Source organism: Microbacterium sp. 2MCAF23 (genome assembly GCF_052115565.1).
Classification (GTDB): Bacteria; Actinomycetota; Actinomycetes; order Actinomycetales; family Microbacteriaceae; genus Microbacterium.
In genome coordinates, this window is record NZ_JBFRGY010000001.1 from 297607 (window position 1) to 315692 (window position 18086).

The 18086-nt window shown below is 70.6% G+C and carries 17 protein-coding genes and 1 pseudogene; 6 read left to right on the forward strand and 12 right to left on the reverse strand.

Annotated features, from left to right (window positions below):
* Window positions 1–31 precede the first annotated feature (31 nt).
* A complete protein-coding gene (locus AB4078_RS01440; protein ID WP_440734925.1) occupies window positions 32–439 on the forward strand; it encodes a transferase in 408 nt (135 codons plus the stop codon).
* A gap of 219 nt (window positions 440–658) precedes the next feature.
* On the opposite strand, the gene AB4078_RS01445 is transcribed toward AB4078_RS01440, so the two are convergent.
* Genes AB4078_RS01445 through AB4078_RS01455 form a run of 3 tightly spaced genes read right to left on the reverse strand, consistent with a single transcriptional unit; the run spans window position 659 to window position 7111 of the window.
* Window positions 659–1432 carry a DNA-formamidopyrimidine glycosylase family protein gene (locus AB4078_RS01445; RefSeq protein WP_440734926.1) on the reverse strand — a complete coding sequence of 258 codons (774 nt, stop codon included), beginning with the start codon at window positions 1430–1432 and terminating at the stop codon, window positions 659–661.
* A complete protein-coding gene (locus AB4078_RS01450) occupies window positions 1425–2234 on the reverse strand; it encodes an EI24 domain-containing protein (protein WP_441975686.1) in 810 nt (269 codons plus the stop codon). The genes AB4078_RS01445 and AB4078_RS01450 overlap by 8 nt, the downstream gene beginning before the upstream one ends.
* Before the next feature lie 47 nt (window positions 2235–2281).
* A complete protein-coding gene (locus AB4078_RS01455) occupies window positions 2282–7111 on the reverse strand; it encodes an Lhr family ATP-dependent helicase (protein WP_441975687.1) in 4830 nt (1609 codons plus the stop codon).
* 118 nt (window positions 7112–7229) lie between these two features.
* On the opposite strand from AB4078_RS01455, the gene AB4078_RS01460 reads away from it, so the two are divergent.
* Window positions 7230–7658 carry a DUF6157 family protein gene (locus AB4078_RS01460; protein WP_441975688.1) on the forward strand — a complete coding sequence of 143 codons (429 nt, stop codon included), beginning with the start codon at window positions 7230–7232 and terminating at the stop codon, window positions 7656–7658.
* Between the two features lie 19 nt (window positions 7659–7677).
* Here the strand turns inward: AB4078_RS01460 and AB4078_RS01465 are convergent, their stop codons facing one another.
* From AB4078_RS01465 to AB4078_RS01475, 3 genes are all read right to left on the reverse strand, one after another.
* A complete protein-coding gene (locus tag AB4078_RS01465; RefSeq protein WP_441975689.1) occupies window positions 7678–7860 on the reverse strand; it encodes a PspC domain-containing protein in 183 nt (60 codons plus the stop codon).
* Window positions 7861–8010: 150 nt separating this feature from the next.
* On the reverse strand, window positions 8011–8652 hold the full coding sequence (locus tag AB4078_RS01470; RefSeq protein WP_440734931.1) for an NADPH-dependent F420 reductase: 642 nt from the start codon (window positions 8650–8652) through the stop codon (window positions 8011–8013).
* Window positions 8653–8772: 120 nt separating this feature from the next.
* A complete protein-coding gene (locus AB4078_RS01475) occupies window positions 8773–10509 on the reverse strand; it encodes an ABC-F family ATP-binding cassette domain-containing protein (protein ID WP_441975690.1) in 1737 nt (578 codons plus the stop codon).
* Between the two features lie 364 nt (window positions 10510–10873).
* Here AB4078_RS01475 and AB4078_RS01480 point away from each other — a divergent pair, with 364 nt between their 5' ends.
* On the forward strand, window positions 10874–11149 hold the full coding sequence (locus AB4078_RS01480; protein WP_440734933.1) for a hypothetical protein: 276 nt from the start codon (window positions 10874–10876) through the stop codon (window positions 11147–11149).
* Here AB4078_RS01480 and AB4078_RS01485 read toward each other — a convergent pair.
* A complete protein-coding gene (locus AB4078_RS01485) occupies window positions 11104–11790 on the reverse strand; it encodes an alpha/beta hydrolase (RefSeq protein WP_441975691.1) in 687 nt (228 codons plus the stop codon). The two genes, AB4078_RS01480 and AB4078_RS01485, sit on opposite strands and share 46 nt — an antisense overlap.
* A 105-nt stretch (window positions 11791–11895) precedes the next feature.
* Between AB4078_RS01485 and AB4078_RS01490 the strand changes: the two genes are divergently transcribed.
* The gene (locus AB4078_RS01490; protein ID WP_440734935.1) at window positions 11896–12519 is read left to right on the forward strand and encodes an NUDIX hydrolase family protein; all 624 of its coding nucleotides are present in this window, start codon (window positions 11896–11898) and stop codon (window positions 12517–12519) included.
* Window positions 12520–12561: 42 nt separating this feature from the next.
* Here AB4078_RS01490 and AB4078_RS01495 read toward each other — a convergent pair whose 3' ends face one another.
* Window positions 12562–13629: a threonine aldolase family protein gene (locus tag AB4078_RS01495; protein WP_441975692.1), complete on the reverse strand. Its 1068-nt coding sequence runs from the start codon at window positions 13627–13629 to the stop codon at window positions 12562–12564.
* Window positions 13630–13750: 121 nt separating this feature from the next.
* On the opposite strand from AB4078_RS01495, the gene AB4078_RS01500 reads away from it, so the two are divergent.
* Entirely contained in the window at window positions 13751–14461 is a 711-nt protein-coding gene (locus AB4078_RS01500; RefSeq protein WP_441975693.1) for a TMEM175 family protein, read from the forward strand.
* 63 nt (window positions 14462–14524) lie between these two features.
* Here AB4078_RS01500 and AB4078_RS01505 read toward each other — a convergent pair whose 3' ends face one another.
* Both AB4078_RS01505 and AB4078_RS01510 read right to left on the reverse strand, forming a co-directional pair.
* Entirely contained in the window at window positions 14525–15214 is a 690-nt protein-coding gene (locus AB4078_RS01505) for an SDR family NAD(P)-dependent oxidoreductase (RefSeq protein ID WP_441975694.1), read from the reverse strand.
* 207 nt (window positions 15215–15421) lie between these two features.
* Complete coding sequence (locus AB4078_RS01510) at window positions 15422–16852, reverse strand: DUF6421 family protein (protein WP_441975695.1); 1431 nt, start codon at window positions 16850–16852, stop codon at window positions 15422–15424.
* A gap of 72 nt (window positions 16853–16924) precedes the next feature.
* On the opposite strand from AB4078_RS01510, the gene AB4078_RS01515 reads away from it, so the two are divergent.
* On the forward strand, window positions 16925–17383 hold the full coding sequence (locus AB4078_RS01515; protein WP_440734941.1) for an Lrp/AsnC family transcriptional regulator: 459 nt from the start codon (window positions 16925–16927) through the stop codon (window positions 17381–17383).
* A gap of 89 nt (window positions 17384–17472) precedes the next feature.
* Here the strand turns inward: AB4078_RS01515 and AB4078_RS01520 are convergent, their stop codons facing one another.
* Together AB4078_RS01520 and AB4078_RS01525 are read right to left on the reverse strand one after the other, a co-directional pair.
* Entirely contained in the window at window positions 17473–17775 is a 303-nt protein-coding gene (locus AB4078_RS01520; RefSeq protein ID WP_441975696.1) for a hypothetical protein, read from the reverse strand.
* Window positions 17776–17885: 110 nt separating this feature from the next.
* Window positions 17886–18086 (reverse strand): annotated as a pseudogene (locus tag AB4078_RS01525) (HNH endonuclease signature motif containing protein); the annotation flags it as partial.

Below are 18086 nucleotides of genomic sequence, written 5' to 3' on the forward strand. Positions count from 1 at the left end.
CCGGGGAAAGTCCCGGGCACGGGAGGTTTTCGTGGGTAAGAACTACGTCGACATCGAGGACGGCCGCGGCGGCACCTTGCGCTATCGCAAGCACGCCAACGGCCGTGGTCTGATCGCGCACGGTGCCAAGGTGCACCCGCAGGCGGTCGTGGAGGCCGGCGCCTATGTCGAACCGGGTGCGAAGGTCGGTGCCGGAGCGCATGTCGCGCGCGGCGCCTGGATCGAGCCCGAGGCGATCGTGGGCGTGAACGCCCGGATCGAGGCCCATGCCCACATCGGGCAGGGGTCGGTGATCGGCGACGGCGCCACCATCGGGGTGCGCACCGAGGTCGGGGCCGGCGCGCACATCGCGCGCGGCGCGAAGATCGGCGACGACGAGACGGTCGCCGCCGGCATGACGCTGGACACCGACCGCAAGGGCCTGTGGCTCGCGGCCTGAACACCGCGGCCTGGCCGTGGTGAGAACCGACGGCACCGTCGCAGGCACAAGACGCGCATCTCCCAGAGGGGTGCGCGTCTTCGCGTTCCGGCCGCCGCCGGCCTGCTCAGTGGTGCAGATTGCGGTTCTGCTGTGGCGATGACCGCAACCTGCGACAAGCGAGCGGAGGGGACCTCGCGGGCCACGAGTGCCCTGCCGGCGACGGCGACGGCGTCCTGCTCAGCGCTGGCAGCGGGGGCACCAGAAGGTGCGGCGCTCCTCGGTGGGATCCGCGCCGAGCTCGCCGCTCTCGATGAGCGCGCCGCAGCGTCGGCAGGTGCGGTGCGCCCGCCCGTACACCCAGGTCGTGCGCCCGCGCTGGGCGACGCCGGTGAAGGTGCGGTCGAGCCGGTCCCTGTTGGCGCGGATCGTGCGCGCCCCCAGCTCCAGCAGCGGGGTGACGTCGACCTCGTTCGCGGGCGTCGTGGGGCGCACCCCGCGCAGGAACAGCAGCTCGGCGGCGTACTCGTTGCCGAACCCGGCCACGTTGCGCTGGTCGAGGAGGGCGACGTGGATCGGCCGCCGGTCCGCGCCGAGGCGTCGTGCGGCCTCGTCCAGGTCCCAGTCGGCAGAGAGCGGATCCGGTCCGAGGTGCGCCACGAGCGTGTCCTCCTGCGCGGTGGGGACGAGCGCCAGCATCGAGACGTCGAAGCCGACCGCCTCCGCCTCCGCCGTGCTCACGATCGCGCGGGCGGTGTAGCCGGGCGCTCGCCAGCGCTCGCCGGGGCGGTACAGATGCCAAGCGCCATCCATGCGCAGGTGCGAACGGAGTGTGGAGTCGCCGATCCGCATGAGGATGTGCTTGCCGCGCGGCACCACGGCGTGCACGACGGATCCGGTGAGGTCGGCGGTCGCCAGCTCGGGCACGCGCAGGTCGAAGCGGGTGACGACGCCGCCCCGCAGCGCGGCGTCGAGGCGCTGCGCCACCCGGTAGACGGTGTCGCCCTCAGGCATGCGCGGATGTCCCTCCGCTGGCACCCGCGGGCCGGACCTCGTCGGCATGCGCGGAGATCTCCGCACCGCTCGCGGCGCGGTCGGTCAGGGTCCTGGCGAGCATGGTGGATCCCGCGACAGCGGCCGGCATGGTGATGACCGCTCCGAGCGGCACCAGGTAGCAGAGCTGCGTGGCGACGCCGAAGCCGAGAACGCGCCCCCTTCCGGAGGCGAGGAGCCGCTGCCGTTCGTCGTGGCTGAGGCCACGGGCGTCGAACGCGCGCCCGGTCAGCTCCCGTGCGAGCAGCCGCCCCGACAGCAGAACGCCGACGACGGTTGCGATCGCTCCGCCCACGAGCGGGATGAAGCCCAGGACGAGGGTGAGCAGGGCGACGAGAATCCCCAGCACGATCAGCCGCAGGCCTTCGCCGACCGTGGTCCAGAACCCGGTTTCGCCCACAGGCGCCGCGCCGCCCAGCGACTGTTCCACCCCTCGCCAGATGCGCTGGTAGAACGGGTCGCCGATCGTCAGCGTCAGAGCAGTGAAGACGAGGCCCGACAGCACCGCGGCGGCGACGAACAGCACGATGCCGATCGCGATGCGCAGCGCCTCGCGCCATCCTGCGATCCATCCGTCGGCGAACGGCGTCATCCAGGCGGTGATGGAGCCCAGCGAGAAGCCGAACGGGATGAGCACGGCGACCAGGACCGCGAAGCTGATCAGGGCAGGGACGAGCCCGAGCGCGAGCAGCCGCGGGTGCGTGCGCCACAGACCGAATCCCCGTATCAGGGTGCCGAATCCAGCGGCGAACTCACGGATCATGCCACCAGAGTAGGCGTCCCGCCGACCCGCAGCGGATCCGGGTCGGCTCACAACGTCTTCCGCAGGGTGTAGCCACGTGGAGTCGCGACGAATCCTGCCTCCTGCAGCAGCCGTCCGAGCAGAGTTCCCGCGGCGGTGCCGTACATGCCCTCGCCGTTCACCTTCTCGATGGTCAGCGTCTCGAGCCGGCGTGCCTTCGCGGTCGCAGCGAGGTCGGCCGCCGCGGCGCGCAGCTCGTCCTCGTCGTCGGTGAAGGCGAGCACGGTCTTTCCGCCGCGTTCGAGATAGAGGGCGAGTGCTCCGTCGACGAGGACCACGAGAGCGCCCGCCTTGCGGCCGGGCCGGTGCGAGACGTCGTCCCTGCGGGGCCAGCCGAGAGCGGCGCCGTAGGGGTTGGCCGGATCGGTCGCGGCGAGGGTACGCGCCGTGCGCGGCGGCGGATCGGCGAGCCCGGCGAAGGTGCGGAGCCGGTCGATCGCGGCGGAGGCGGCGAACTGGGCGGCGCCGAGCTTCTCGATCACGTAGCCGCGCCGGCAGTGCCCTGCCTCCTCGAACCCCGCCAGCACGCGGTACGCCTGCGCGAACCCGCCCGGCAGCCCCTCCGATTGCACGGATCCACGTGTGACCACGCCGTAGCGGTCCAGCAGCAGGCCCGCCGAGACCGTGGCGCGCCGGGCCGGATCCGTCTCCGCCTCCGGAAGCAGCGACCAGCGCCCTCCGACGTTCAGAGGTCGCGGCGTGGAGGCGGGGCGGGCGAGCGACATGCCACGGAACGTGCGCGTGCGCGGGGCGCGGCGCGCCACCTTGTGCGCCTGGTTGCCGCCGCTCAGCAACGACCGGATCGGGGCGAAGGTGTCGTTCGTGACGTGGCCCGACCACGCCAAGTTCCAGAGGGCCTCCACCACGGAGGCCTCGTTCTCGGCGCCCGTGGCCTCGCGCAGCTGTGCGGCGAAGTACGCGCCGCCCGAGGCGAGCGCGGCGAGCAGCTGGGCTTCGAGCGAGCCCTCCTCCGGCGCCTCCTCGGCGATCGGCACCGTGAACGGTGCGAGGTCGACGGGGTGCAGCGAGACCCAGCCGTCCCGGCCGGGGAGGGCTCCATGCCCGGCCCAGACGACCTCTCCCGAACTGGTCAGCTCGTCGAGCATGGCCGGGTTGTAGTCGCGCACGCGCTGGGACAGCACGAGCGACTCCCATGCGCTCGCTGGGATCGGCACGCCCGCGAGCTGCTCGATCACGGTCGCGACGCCGTCGATGCCCTCGAGGGGCAGCGACAGATGCTGCCACTCCGGGAGGAACCGCGCGAACGCTGCGGGCGGCACGGGCTCGACGCTGCCGCGGATCGCCGCGAGCGAGCGCATCCGCAGACGGCGCAGCACCTCGGTGTCGCACCACTCGGTCTCATCCGGGCCCGCAGACGTCGCCGATGCACGGGCCCCCGCCTCGGAGTCGCTCGAAGGGGCCGGCAGGAAGTATCCGCTCGTGACCCGCCCGTCGGCCTCGAGCCGCTGCAGCGTCTGCCGCACGATCGCGGTGCCGAGTCCGAAGCGGGTGGCGACGACGGATCCGAGGAACGGTCCGTGCGTGCGCGCGTGCCGGGCCACGAGGTCACCGAGCGGGTCCGCGACGGGCTCCAGGAATGCGACAGGGATCCCGACGGGCAGGGGAACCCCGAGGGCGTCGCGCAGGCGTCCCGCATCCTCGATCGCGGCGACCCGGCGCACGCCGCCGATCGTGACCTCGATGGCGCGGCGGGCGTCGATGAGAGCGGTGAGGTGGGCGGCGGCCTGATCGGTCGTTGAGCGAGCGAAGCGAGACGAAACGCGGTGATCCGACAGAGGCAGCGTTTCGTCTCGGTCGGCTTCGCCGTCCTCGCTCAACGACCCGGAGGGATCCGACGCTTCCGTGGGCTCCAGCCGCTCCGCGATCTCGGTCGCGTCCAGCGGCCCGAGGAGTCGCAGCAGATCCGCGACGCCCTCGACGCCCCGTGCCCGCCTGGCCGGATCCAGCCGCTGCGCCTCGCGCTCGAACTGGACGATGACGTCCGGATCCAGCAGCTCGCGCAGCTCGACCGTGCCGAGCAGCTCGCCCAGGAGGGCCGGATCCACGGACAGCGCCGCGGCCCGGCGCTCGGCGAGCGGGGAGTCGCCCTCGTACATGAACGCGCCGACGTAGCCGAATAGCAGGTCGCGGGCGAAGGGCGAGGGCTGCGCGGTCTGCACCTCGACGAGCCGGATGCGCCGCTCCGCGATGCCGGTCGCGAGCCGTCTCAGCGAGGGCAGATCGTAGACGTCCTGCAGCACCTCGCGCAGCGTCTCCAGGATGATCGGGAACGTCGGATGCTTGCGGGCGACCTCGAGCAGCTGCGCCGAGCGCTGCCGCTGCTGCCACAGCGGCGTGCGCCGGTTGGGGTTCATCCGCGGCATCAGCAGCGCGCGCGCCGCGCACTCCCGGAAGCGCGAGGCGAAGAGTGCGGATCCGCCCACCTCGTCGGTCACGATCCGCTCGAGCTCCTCGGGCTCGAACACGAACAGCTCGGCGCCGGGCGGCTCCGCGTCGGCGTCGGGCACGCGCACGATGATGCCGTCGTCGCTCGCGACCGCCGAGCCCTCCACGCCGAGGCGCTCCCGGATGCGCGCGTTCACGGCGAGGGCCCACGGGGCGTGCACCATCTGCCCGTAGGGGGAGTGCAGGATCACGCGCCAGTCGCCGATCTCGTCGCGGCTGCGCTCGACCGTCAGGGTGCGGTCGGTGGGCAGCGTGCCCGTCGACTCCTTCTGCTCGTTCAGATGCGCGAGGAGGTTCGCCTGCGCCAGCTCGTCCAGCCCCGCGGCCGCGAGACGCTCCCGGGCCTTCGCGGGTGTTGCGCCGTGCACCTCGCGGTTGAAGACGCCGAGCGCCTCACCGAGTTCGAACGGTCGGCCGAGGCCGTCGCCGTGCCAGAACGGCACCTTGCCGGGCTGCCCGTACGCGGGGATCACGTTCACCCGGTCGTGCGTGATCTCGGCGATCCGCCAGCTCGTGGTGCCAAGGGTGAACACGTCGCCGACGCGCGACTCGTAGACCATCTCCTCGTCGAGCTCGCCGACGCGGGCGCCCGTGGTCTCGCCGGCCACGAAGACGCCGAACAGGCCGCGATCGGGGATCGTTCCGCCGCTCGTGACCGCGATCCGCTGCGCGCCGGGGCGTCCGGTGAGCGTGCCGGCCTCGCGGTCCCAGACGAGGCGCGGGCGCAGCTCGGCGAACTCGTCGGAGGGGAAGCGCCCGGCTAGCAGGTCGAGGGTCGCCTCGTACGCCGAGCGGGGGAGGGCGGCGAAGGGCGCGCTGCCGCGCACCGTGTCGAACCACTGCTCGACGTCGAGCGGTTCCAGCGCGCAGGCGGCGACGGTCTGCTGCGCCAGGATGTCCAGCGGGTTCCGGGGCACGCTGATCGACTCGATCTGCCCGGCGAGCATGCGCTCGGTGACGATCGCGGTGTGCAGCACATCGCCGCGGTGCTTGGGGAACAGCGACGCGCGGCTGATCTCGCCGACCTGGTGCCCGGCGCGGCCCACGCGCTGCAGTCCGGAGGCTGCCGAGGGCGGCGCCTCCACCTGGATCACGAGGTCCACCGCGCCCATGTCGATGCCGAGCTCGAGACTGCTCGTCGCAACGACGCAGCGCAGCACGCCCGACTTCAGCTCCTCCTCGACGATCGCCCGCTGCTCCTTGGAGACCGAGCCGTGGTGCGCCTTGGCGAGCACCGGATCCGCACCGGCTGTGGACCCTGCCTGGGCCATCATCGCGGCCGGCACCATCGCCGCCGGCAGATCGAGTCCGATGCGCTCGCTGTAGATCTCGTTCAGCCGCCCCGTGAGTCGTTCGGCGAGGCGCCGTGAGTTGGCGAACACGATCGTCGAGCGGTTCTGCAGGATCCGGTCGACGATCGCCTCCTCGACGTGCGGCCAGACGGATCCGGTCATCTCGGTGTTCTCGCCGAACGCGTCCGCGCCGCCGACCGCCTGGTCGATCCGATCCGCCCCGAACGGCCGCGGCGTCTCCTCCGTGCCCGGAGGCGGCGGCGGGTTGAGCATGTCCTCGATCGGCACGACGACCTGCAGGTCGAACGTCTTCGACGCGGGCGGTGCCACGATCTGGACCGGCTGCGCGCCGCCGAGGAAGCGCGCCACCTCGTCGATCGGGCGCACCGTCGCAGACAGGCCGATCCGCTGCACGGGCGTCTCCGCTCCCGCCGCCCGTCGCAGCTGGTCGAGCCGCTCCAGGCTGACCGCGAGATGGGCACCGCGCTTGGTCGCCGCCACGGCGTGCACCTCGTCGATGATGACCGTGTGCACGTCGCCCAGGGTGTCGCCGGCGCGGCTCGTGAGCATGAGGTACAGCGACTCGGGAGTGGTGATCAGGATGTCCGGCGGATCCACGACGAGCCGGCGCCGGTCGGACGAGGTGGTGTCGCCCGAGCGCACGCCCACCGTCACCGCGGGCGCGGGGATCCCGAGCCGTCGGGCCGACTGACCGATGCCGATGAGGGGCGAGCGCAAGTTGCGCTCCACGTCGACGCCGAGGGCCTTGAGCGGCGAGATGTAGAGGATCCGGGTGCGTCCTGGTCGCTCGGCGTCGTTCTTCTTGCGACCTTTCGCGCTGGCGGGCGCCGGCGCCGCAGGCGCGGATCCTGCCTCCGCGGCGCGCTCGCGGAACACCCGGTCGATCGCCCAGAGGAACGCCGACAGCGTCTTTCCCGACCCGGTCGGGGCGACGACGAGCGCGTGCTTGCCGCCGGAGATCGCCTCCCACGCGCCCGTCTGCGCCGCGGTGGGTGCGCTGAACGCCCCGCGGAACCAGTCCTGGGTCGCGGGGGTGAAGCGGTCGAGCACATCGCTCATCCGTCCATCTTCGCGGCTGCCGCGGACATTAGGGGGCGGATCCGCCCTCGGCGCAACGACGGGGGATCTGACGCGGATCTCCAAGCCCGGCGCCACCGGCGGATGCGAGCATGGATGCATGGCCGAGCACACGACGAACTACATCAGCACGTTCATCGAGGTGGCCGAGGACTGTCCCGTGGAGCACGCACAGGAGCCGCCGGCGGGCCCTTCGACGATCTCAGCGACCGTCCCCACGATCGCCGCGCTGCACTACCGGATGATCGCGGAGCACCCTTTCGAGCGCACCTCCGATGACGTCATCTTCTCCACGTGGGCGCTGCGCCGGGGCCTCGATCCGGAAGACAGCGGAGCGCGGGAGGAGTTCTTCGCGAAGGGGCAGGCCTGCCTGCGCGCCTCGCCGTTGGGCAAGCGCTACGGCTGGGGCGTGCTCAGCGACGCGGAGGGACGGGTCGCTCTGGTGCCGCGGGAGTCGGAGGAGTACGCCCTGCTCGCGGCGGACCCGGCGCTCGGGCACACCCGGGCGATGCGGTCGAGGCGCGCCTGAATCGCAGGAGCCGGGGAGCTCACTTCTCCTTCGGGATGAGGATCCACAGCACGATGTAGACCCACAGCGGAAGGCCCCCGAACACCATCAGCAGGATCGCGAGCAGACGCACGAGGAGGACGGGCCAGCCGAACCGGTGCGCGAGAGCGGCGCAGACGCCGGCGATGATGCGGCCCTTGCGAGGGCGGACGAGGGTGCTCATGCCCTCATCCTGCCCCCGTGCCCTGGACGCCCGCTGGATGCACGTCTGGTTTCGAAGCGCGCAAATGGCCGCATTTCGAGGTGAAATCGAGCCATTTGCGCGCTTCGAAACGAGGTCACCGATCAGGAGCCACGCCGAGCCGCCGGCGCGTCAGGGCAGGCGGTTCGCGATGGCGAGGTTGGCGCGCAGCTCCTCGGCGTTCTGCCGCGTGACGTAGGCGGGACGGTCGCGTTCGAGGCGCCACGACTCGCTCAGCGGGCCGGCGCTCACGGTGTCGAACCCGAGCCGGTCGTAGAGGTCGGTCACGAACGCGATCGCGTCATCGTCGTCACTCGCCGTGCCGAGAGCGCGCCGATCTGGTGAGCCGGCCGGAGCTCCGGTCGTCAGGATCTCGGCGGCCCGGATCTGGTTGAACGCCTTCACGACCTTCGAGTCGGGAAGGTGGTCCTGCAGGAGCTGCGACGTGGTGGTCTCGCCGCGGTCGAGGGCCTCGATGTGCCCGTCCCGCTCGAAGTAGTAGTTGTTCGTGTCGAGCACGATCTTCCCGGCGAGCGGCGCCACGGGAATATCGTTCACCGCCTTCAACGGGACGGTGATCACCGCGATGTCTGCGGCCTCGGCGGCTCCGGTCGCGGTGGATGCCGTGACGCGCGGCCCGAGTCGCGTCACGAGCGCGTCGAGGGTCTCCGGACCGCGCGAGTTCGCGATCACGATGTCGTAGCCGAGACCCGCCAAAGCCTCTGCGACGGCGCTGCCGATGTGTCCTGCTCCGATGATTCCGATTGTCGTCATGACGAGCGCAACAGCGGGATCAGGCGGCCGCATTCCCGATGTGTCGGAGATGGTTTCACGAGGCGCACCCGACCGGCCTCGAGGGATCCGGCCGTGTGTGCCTCGCACCGGGCCGCGCCGTCAGGTTCCGAGCGCGACTTCCGTGAGCGAGCCTTCGGCGTCGAGCTCGAGCGTCAGATCCAGGTCCAGGCGCCGCAGGAACGCGTCGTCGTGGCTCACGATCAGCACCGCCCCACGGTACGCGCGCAGCGCCTGCACGACCTGGTCGACGGTGTCGAGGTCCAGGTTGTTCGTCGGCTCGTCCAGCACCACGAGGTGCGGTGCGGGGTCGGCCAGCAGCAGCGTCGCCAGGGCGACTCGGAAGCGCTCCCCGCCGGACAGTGCGCCGACCTGACGGTCCATGGCCGCGCCGCGGATCAGGAACCGGGCCAGCCGGTTGCGCAGCTCCTTCTCGGGGATCTTTGGGGCGCGCTCGGCGACGTTCTCCACGACGGTCGCGGTCTCGTCGAGCCCGTCCATCCGCTGCGGCAGGTATCCGATGCGGTCCGTGTGCGCGACGCAATTCAGGCTGGATTCCGTGGATCCGCGGAAATCCGCGGTTTCATCCGCTGAATCGGCAATCGAACCTGAATTCGGGACGGGCACCGGATCCGCGACTGGGACGGTGGTCCAGCCTGAGCTCGGCGCGCCGTCGTCCGGAGCCTTGCGGGCGCCGTCGACGAGCCGCCGCAGCAGCGTGGTCTTGCCGACCCCGTTTCGTCCGATCAGAGCCACCCGCTCCGGGCCCTGGATCGTCCAGGACCGCTCGGCGTCGCCGATCGTCGCGATGCGGCGGCTCCGGGAGACGCCCGGATCCGGCAGCTCGATCTTCATCGTGGCATCGTCGCGGATCCGCCGTCCGGCCTCGTCGAGCGCGGCGCGGGCCGAGCCCTCCTTCTCGGCGACCTCGGTGCGGAGCTTGCCGGCCGAGACCTGTGCCGCCATCTTCCGGCCGTTCATGACGATCTTCGGTTCGCGCTTCTCCTCGAAGGCCTTCTTCGCCATCTGGGATCGGGTCGCGAGCTTCAGCTCGGCCTCGATGCGCTGCCGCTTCTCTTTCTTGAAGGCCTGCTTGGCGTCCCTCTCGGCCTGCCGGGCGGAGTCCTGCTCGGCGTCCAGCCAGGCTCGCCACTGCGAGTACGGACCGCCGAACACGCTGAGTTCGCGGCCGTACAGCTCCGCGGTATCGTCCATGAACTCGAGCAGCCCGACATCGTGGCTGACCACGATGAGCGTGCCGCGCCAGGAGCGCACCATTTCGCCGAGCCGCGCCCGCGCGTCGCGATCGAGGTTGTTGGTCGGCTCGTCGAGCAGGGTGATCGGGGCTCGCCGTGCGCGGATCCCGGCGATCGCGACGAGCACCGCCTCGCCGCCGGAGAGCTCGCCGACGGTTCGGTCGAGGAAGGACGGATCCAGGCCCGCTTCGGCCAGGGCCGCGGCGGCGCGGGCCTCCACGTCCCAGTCGTCGCCGACCTCGTCGAACCGGTCGGGGTCGACGTCGCCGGCCGCGATGGCGCGCACGGCGTTGAGCGCACGGGCGACGCCCAGCAGCTCGGCGACGCGTGCGTGCGTGTCGAGCGTAAGGCGCTGCGGCAGGTACGCCACGTCGCCGTTCGCGCTGATGTGGCCGGACGTCGGCGTGAGCTCTCCCGCGATGAGGCGGAGCAGCGTCGACTTTCCTGATCCGTTGCGTCCGACGAGTCCGGTGCGGCCCGCACCGAAGGCGCCGGAGACGGCGTCGAGCGCCGTGGATCCGTCGGGCCAGGTGAAGGTGACGCGGTCGAGCACGACCGCGGAGGAGGTGGTGAGCAATGACATGGGCGGCTCCCTGAAGATGTTCGGGTGCGCTGATGCCGGACCGGTTCGTGAGCCCGTCGAGGGGCGGGACCGTCGCAGAAGGACGGATCCGGAGGACCGGAGATGCCTGTGCCGAGAAGTGCGAGGGCAGGAAGGAGTGTCGGATCAGCGCGTGGATGGAACGCGGAGGCGACGACTCAGATCAAGGGACTTCCTTACACGGCGGACAGGACCCGGACGACGATACCGGGCCCCCGGGATTCGTGCAACCCGGGCGTGTCGCGAGCATCTAACCGCGTCGATCGAGCCCCGACAGTGGCGGATCCGGATCAGGATCCGTCCTACGGCGGATGCCGGCCCGCCGCAGGAGATCTAGCCTGGAGGCATGGAAGAACAGCGTCCGGCGTCCGGTGAGACGCTCCGCCGTGTGGGGCTCGGTGCCGGGCTCGCGATCGGCATGGGCGTCGGGGTGGCCCTCGGCGTCGCGCTGCACAACATGGGCACCGGGATCGCACTCGGACTCGTGATCGGCGCCGCCGTCATGGTGCTGTTCACCTGGGCGGGCATGCGCATGCAGCGCGAGGAGCAGCGGCGTCGAGCCGGTGAGCAGCCGGATCAGCCCTCCGGCGACTCCGGCGATTCCGGCGCCTCCGGAGTCTGAAGGCTCTCCAGCCAGCCGTCGAGGAACCGGCGCACGTCGGCCAGCTCCTCCTCGGACACGCTGTGCGTGAGACCCGGATACACGCGCCCGGTCAGCTCCGCATGATCCGGCAGCCACTGCGCGGTGTGCACGATGAGGGCGGGCGGGATGACGTCATCCCGCGAGCCGCGCCCCCAGAACATCGGGGTGCGCCGCTCGCGCAGCTCGGCGTCGCCCGGCAGATCCCCGGGGGCCGCGTAGCCGCTGAGGTTCACCACCGCGGCGATCCGCTCCGGATCCTGGCGGGCCGCCTGTAGCGCCACCGATGCGCCCTGCGAGAACCCGAGCAGCGCGATCGACGACGCATCGGCGGCCTCGGCGTCGATCCAGCGCAGCACGGCATCCGCAGCGGCGGTCACGGAGGCCGGGTCGCGTCGCTCCAGTTCGTCGATCGAGTACCAGGACCGTCCGGACATCGGCCACGGTGCGGGCAGCGGTGCGGGCAGCGACGCCACGGTCGCACCCTCGGGCAGGAACGGCACGAGCGAGAACAGGTCGCGCTCATCGGATCCGTACCCGTGCAGCAGCAGGAGCAGTGGCAGCTCCTCGCCCTGTCGCGCCCAGTGCACGGCGCTGCGATCGATCTCCACGGATTCGGCCATGGTTCCATCCTGCCGCAGGCAGCGACAGGGCGGATGCGGCACCCGCCTCGGACGAGAAACCGCGGCAGTCCGACACTCACGGGGAGACGCTGGTAGAAAGAGACCATGGCGGTACGCACACCCGATCCCGATCCGGCCGACGACGACGGTCTCCCCGACGCGCTGTCCGGGCTGTCCGGCGGGCTCGACGGCCTCGGAGCGTCGGGCGGGGCGAATCCCGGCTGGCTGACCGACTTCGAACTCGCCCAGGCGCGTCGCCGCCTGCCGATGCTCTACGTCGAGGCGGTGCCGGTGCGCACCGACGGAGCAGGCGTGGTCACCGACATCGGGATCCTGCTGCGCGCGACACCGCTCGGCGAGATGACCCGCACGATCGTGTCCGGTCGTGTGCGCTACGGCGAGACCGTGCGCGATGCGCTGTTCCGGCACCTGGAGAACGATCTCGGTCCGATGGCGTTCCCGATGCTGCCGCCGTCGCCCGCCCCGTTCACCGTCGCCGAGTACTTCCCGCTCCCCGGTGTGAGCGCGTATCACGACGACCGCCAGCATGCGGTGTCGCTCGCGTTCGTGGTACCCGTGACCGGCACCTGCGAGCCGCGTCAGGACGCGCTCGAGGTGACCTGGTTCAGCCCCGAGGAGGCGGCCAGCGATGCGCTCGCCGCCGAGATGGAGGGCGGCCGCGGCACGCTCATCCGTCAGGCGCTCGCGCACCTCGGCCTGCTGCGCTGAGCGTGCTGCGCTGAGCCGACCGAGGCGCGCGGATCCGGATCCCTACCGGCTGGTCTCCTGCGCGACGAGCGCGACGAGCGCGTCGATGTCGGACTCGGCGGTGTCGAAGCCGCACATCCAGCGCACCTCGTTGCGAGCGGCATCCCAGTCGTAGAACCGGAACGTGTCGCGCAGGCGGTCGGCGACGCCGTCGGGCAGCGTCGCGAAGACGCCGTTCGACTGCGTCTGCTGCGTGAAGCCCACGCCCTGGATGGATCCGTCGGCGATGCCCGCTTCGAGCGAGGAGCGCAGCCGCTGGGCCATCGCGTTGGAGCGGCGGGCGTTGCGCAGCCACAGGTCGCCTTCGAGGAGCGCGATGAGCTGCGCCGACACGAAGCGCATCTTCGAGGCCAGCTGCATGTTGAACTTGCGCGAGTAGACCAGGCCGTCGGCAGCCCCTGGGGTGAGGACGACGATCGCCTCGCCGAGCATCGCGCCGTTCTTGGTGCCGCCGAAGCTGAGCACGTCGACGCCGGCGTCGCGCGTGAAGGCGCGCAACGGCAGGTCGAGGGCGGCGGCGGCGTTCGAGAGGCGGGCGCCGTCGAGGTGCAGCTTCATGCCGCGCTCGTGCGCATGGTCGGCGAGCGCCCGGATCTCGTCCGCGGTGTAGAGCGTGCCGACCTCGGTGGACTGCGTGATCGAGACGACCAGCGGCTGGGCGCGGTGCTCATCGCCCCAGCCCCAGGCCTCCCGGTCGACGAGCTCGGGCGTGAGCTTGCCGTCCTCGGTGGGCACGGAGAGGATCTTGAAGCCGCCGATGCGCTCCGGCGCCCCGCCCTCGTCGACGTTGATGTGCGCGGTCGACGCCGAGATCACGGCGCCCCAGCGGGGCAGCATCGCCTGCAGGCCGGTCACGTTGGCGCCCGTGCCGTTGAAGACGGGGAAGGCCTCCACGCCCTCGCCGAAGTGCTGCCGGAAGACCTCCTGCAGCCGCTCGGTGTACTGATCCTCGCCGTAGGCGATCTGGTGGCCGTCGTTGGCCTCCACGATCGCCGCGAGCACCTCGGGGTGGATGCCGGAATAGTTGTCGGACGCGAAGCCGCGCAGGGCTGTATCGTGCAGAACGCTCACCGCCCCAGTCTATTCTGCGGCGGTCCGCTCAAGAGGCCGCGGGCCCTCCGCGACGAGGGAGGCAGGCTCGTGGCGGGCGCGGCGCCTTGACCGGATCCGGCGAGTACGGGAGCATGCGGGAGTGAGCCAGCCTGCCGTGGATGCCGAGACGCCGACGCCAGAGGATGAGATCAGGCCGATCCTGTCCGCGGAGCGACTCAAGGCCTTCATCGATGCCGTGGTGGCGATCGCGATGACGCTGTTGATCCTGCCGCTGCTGGAGAGCGTTTCCGAGCTCGCGCGCGAAGGCAAGAGCTCGCTCGAGTTCGTGCAGGAGGAGAACAGCCAGCTTTTCAGCTTCGGTCTGAGCTTCCTCATCATCGCCGTCTTCTGGATGACCCATCATCGTGTTTTCGACCGTGTCGAGAGGGTCACCTCTCCGCTCGTCTGGCTTCAGGTCGGGTGGATGCTCACGATCGTCTGGTTGCCGGTATCGACGGCGCTGCTCGGAGCGATGGATCCCGACACGACGCAGAAGCTGCTCTACATCGGGGCGCTCCTGGCGTCATCGCTGCTCATGCTGGCGACCCGGCTGTATCTGCGCAACCATCCGGAGCTCCATCGGATCGACCCGGAGTCGCTGCGTCGCGGCATCATCGCCGAGATCGTGACGAGCGCGATGTTCGCGATCGCTCTGCTCATCGCAGTGCTGGTCCCCGCGATCGGCTACGGGGCGATGTTCCTGCTGATGCTCTCGGGGCCCGTTCAGGCGCTCTTCGCCCGCCGGGGCGGCGCGCGGAGGAGCAGCGCTCGGAAGGATCCCATCGCGAAAGAAAGTGCCGCACGCGACTAGCGGGATCCGTGGTCTGGATCCTGGCGGTCTGGATCTGGCGGCCGGATCCGGTGACGGATCCGGTCAGGTCACGTCGATGACGCGGTCGTTCAGCTCCGCCGCATCCTCGGCCCACAGCGCGACGATCCGCGCGGCGACCGCATCGATGACGTCGTCGAGGCCGCGCACGCGAAGCACCACGGCGGCGGCGCGCAGCGGCTGCTCCGCGTCTCGGGCGGACTTGGCGAAGCCCTGCGCGACGGCGCGGGTCCAGGCCTCGCTCGCTGCCTTCACCGCGGCGTAGTTCGCGCCGCCGGCGAGCGGCCGGCCGACAGCAGTGGAGGAGACGATTGCGAACCGGCCCGCCTCGGAGGCGCGCAGGTCGGCGTCGAACGCGCGGCTCGTCACGCGCACCGCGGTGAAGGCCTGTTCGAGGAAGCGGTAGTCCTCCTCGGTCTGCCCGGCGAGGCCGCCGCCGCCGCGCCAGCCCCCGACCAACGGCACCAGCCCGTCGACGTGTTCCCCGTCGTCCGCGAGGCGTGTGGCGAGCATGGCCACCTCGGCCTCGTTCGTGAGCGAGCACCGCTCGGTACGGATCGACCCCGCACCGGTCGCCGCGTTCGGATGCGCAGCCGCCGCGAGTGCGTCGAGCTTGCCCTGGTCGCGTCCCACGGCGATCACGCGCGCCCCGGCAGCCAACAGGGCTCGGGCGATGGCTAGGCCCGAGGGGCTGGTGGCCCCGGCAAGAAGAACGGTGCGTCCCATGACGGTCATGTCGTTGCTCCTCTAAGAAGTCGAAGACGAAGCGGATCCGGAATCTCTGCGGATCCGCGCGCCATTGTTGCAGTGCATTCCCCGTCTCGGGGTGCCTCCCGACGAATCGGGGCGCATCTCGCCACAGTTCTGCGGTGAGACGCGCCCCGAATGACGGTCAGACGTCGATGCTGTTGCTGATCAGTGCCGGTTACTGATCAGTGCCGGTTACTGATCGGTGCCGCGGATGCCCACGGTCGACTCGATGACCGGCTTCATCTTCTTGTCGAGTGTCTCGAAGAACATCGACAGCGGGAACTCGTCGTCCAGCACCGCGTCGGTGTAGCCCTTGGGTGCGCCGGCGAGGATCTCGTCGGACAGGCCGCGGGCCCACTGCGAGGCGGGGTGCGGCGTCAGGGTGCCGCGGACCAGCTCGTAGGCGGCGAGCCAGTGGGCGGTCTTCGGACGGTCGATCGAGTGCCAGTACAGGTCGTCGATCGCGTCGCCGAGCGCGACCACGGCGTCCGGCACGTTCTCCCAGTCGAAGGCGAGCGCGGTGTCGGTCCAGTGCAGCACGCCGCGCTGGTGCAGCCAGGCGAACAGCAGCTGTCCGCCGACAGCGTCGTAGTTGCGCGTGCGGGTGCCGGTGATCGCGAAGCGGAAGATGCGGTCGAAGATCACCGCGTACTGCACGAGGTGCGCGTAGTGGTGCATCTCCTGCTCGCTGTCGGTGAGCTGCTCGCCCGCCGCGACGCGCGCGTCGAACGCCCGCTCGATCTTGACCGACTCGCGGAACGCCGTCATGTCGCAGCGCATCTCCTCGAGCGAGTACAGGAAGAACGGCATGCGCTGCTTGATCATGAACGGGTCGAACGGCAGGTCGCCGCGCATGTGCGTGCGGTCGTGGATGATGTCCCACATCACGAACGTCTTCTCGGCGAGTTCCTGGTCGTCGAGCATGGCGGCGGCGCGCTCGGGCAGCTCCAGGTTGGTGATCTCGCTCGCCGCGCGGACCACCCGGCGGTAACGGGCGGCCTCGCGGTCCTGGAAGATCGCGCCCCAGGTGAACGACGGGATCTCGCGCATCGCGACGGTCTCCGGGAAGAGCACCGCGGAGTTCGTGTCGTAGCCGGGGGTGAAGTCGACCAGGCGCAGCGAGACGAACAGCTTGTTGCCGTAGTCGCCGTCCTCGAGGTCGGCGATGAACTCGGGCCAGATGGTCTCGACGATGAGCGCCTCGACGAGGCGGTCGCTCGAGCCGTTCTGGGTGTACATCGGGAACACGACGAGGTGACGGATGCCGTCGACGCGGTGCTGCTGCGGCTGGAACGCCATGAGCGAGTCGAGGAAGTCCGGCACGCCGAAGCCCTCATCGACCCAGCGCTGGAAGTCCTTCACCGAGGCCTCGAGGTACTCGGCGTCGTGCGGGAAGGCGGGGGCGAGCGCGCGGATCCCGGCGACGATCGCGGCGACGTGTGCGCGCGCGGCGTCGTGGTCCTCGGCGTTCGGGACGGAGCCGTCCTTGATCTGCAGAGGGCGGATCGCGATGGCCGCGTCCTTGAGGAGCTTCCACGCGGCGGACTGCTCAGCGGTGGACGCGTCCTCGACGACCTCGGGTTCGCCGATGAGAGCGTTGCTGTGGGTGGAAATGAGGGACATCGGGACCTCCGATCGGGGATAGCGCAGGAAATATTCCTGCGGAACTTCTCTGACTCCGATATTATTCCATGCATGGACGATCCTGTCGACCTCGCTATCCTGGCCGCCATCTCTCAGGACGGGCGCGCCACGCTGGCGCAGCTCTCAGAGACCGTGGGGCTGTCGGTCTCGGCTGTGCAGGCGCGGCTGCGCCGGCTCGAGTCGCGCGGCGTCATCTCGGGTTACCGCCCCGTCATCGACGCCGAGGCGGTGGGAAAGCCGCTGGCGGCGTTCATCGAGATCACCCCGCTCGACCCGGCCCAGCCCGACAATGCGCCGGAGCTGCTCGAGCACCTCGACGCGATCGAGGCCTGCCACTCGATCGCGGGCGACGCGAGCTACATGCTGTTCGCGCGGGTCGCTTCGCCGAGGCACCTCGAGCAGCTGGTGCGTGACATCCGCCTCGCCGCGAACGTCAGCACGAGGACGACCGTCGTACTGCAGACGTTCTATGAGCACCGTCCGGTCGTGCCTGCGCTGACCGAGCGCTGACCTCGGGCATTGCCCCAGGTCAGGTCGCTACGAGAGGGGCCGAATCGTTCCGGTTGTGCGCCCGACGTTCCGTGCGGACTCGACCCGGGTCAGTCGGCGGCTTCCGTGAACGAGACCGACTTACCGGCGGTGCGCGCGTAGTCGATCTCTCTGCGAGTGGACTCGCCGATGTACCCGCCGGGGTTGACGACGAGAACGCGATCGGCCAGATCGATCTTCCGGAGGTGCAGCGCATCCAGCAGCGCTTTCTGCTCGATCGTGATCACCTCGCCTGCCTCTCCCGGTGCGAGGACGATGGCGCCCGCGAACGTCAGCTCGCGGTTCGCCGCACGCATCTCCTCGGCGAATCGGAGGGAACCGCAGATGCAGACGATCTCAGGCCTGTCGGGCATGGGGCCAGTCTCCCCTCTGAGCATTCTTACTTGAGGGGCGTCACCGCACGGGGCGTCGCTGCGGGGACGGGAGAGGCTCGGATCCTGACCTTCGCCCTTGCTGCGGTGGCTCAGAACGGTGCGGCTTCATCGGGTGGCGGATCGGGATTCGGATCCGGTTCGTCGATGGTGAAGGTGACGGGTGCGGGTGGTTTGTCGATGTAGGTCGCGCCGCTGGGGCTGGTCCATTCCAGGACGCCCGCGCCTTTTTGTTTCACGGTCCACGCGGTCTGGTGCTTCAAGACGTGGTGACGTCGGCAGAGTCCGCCGAG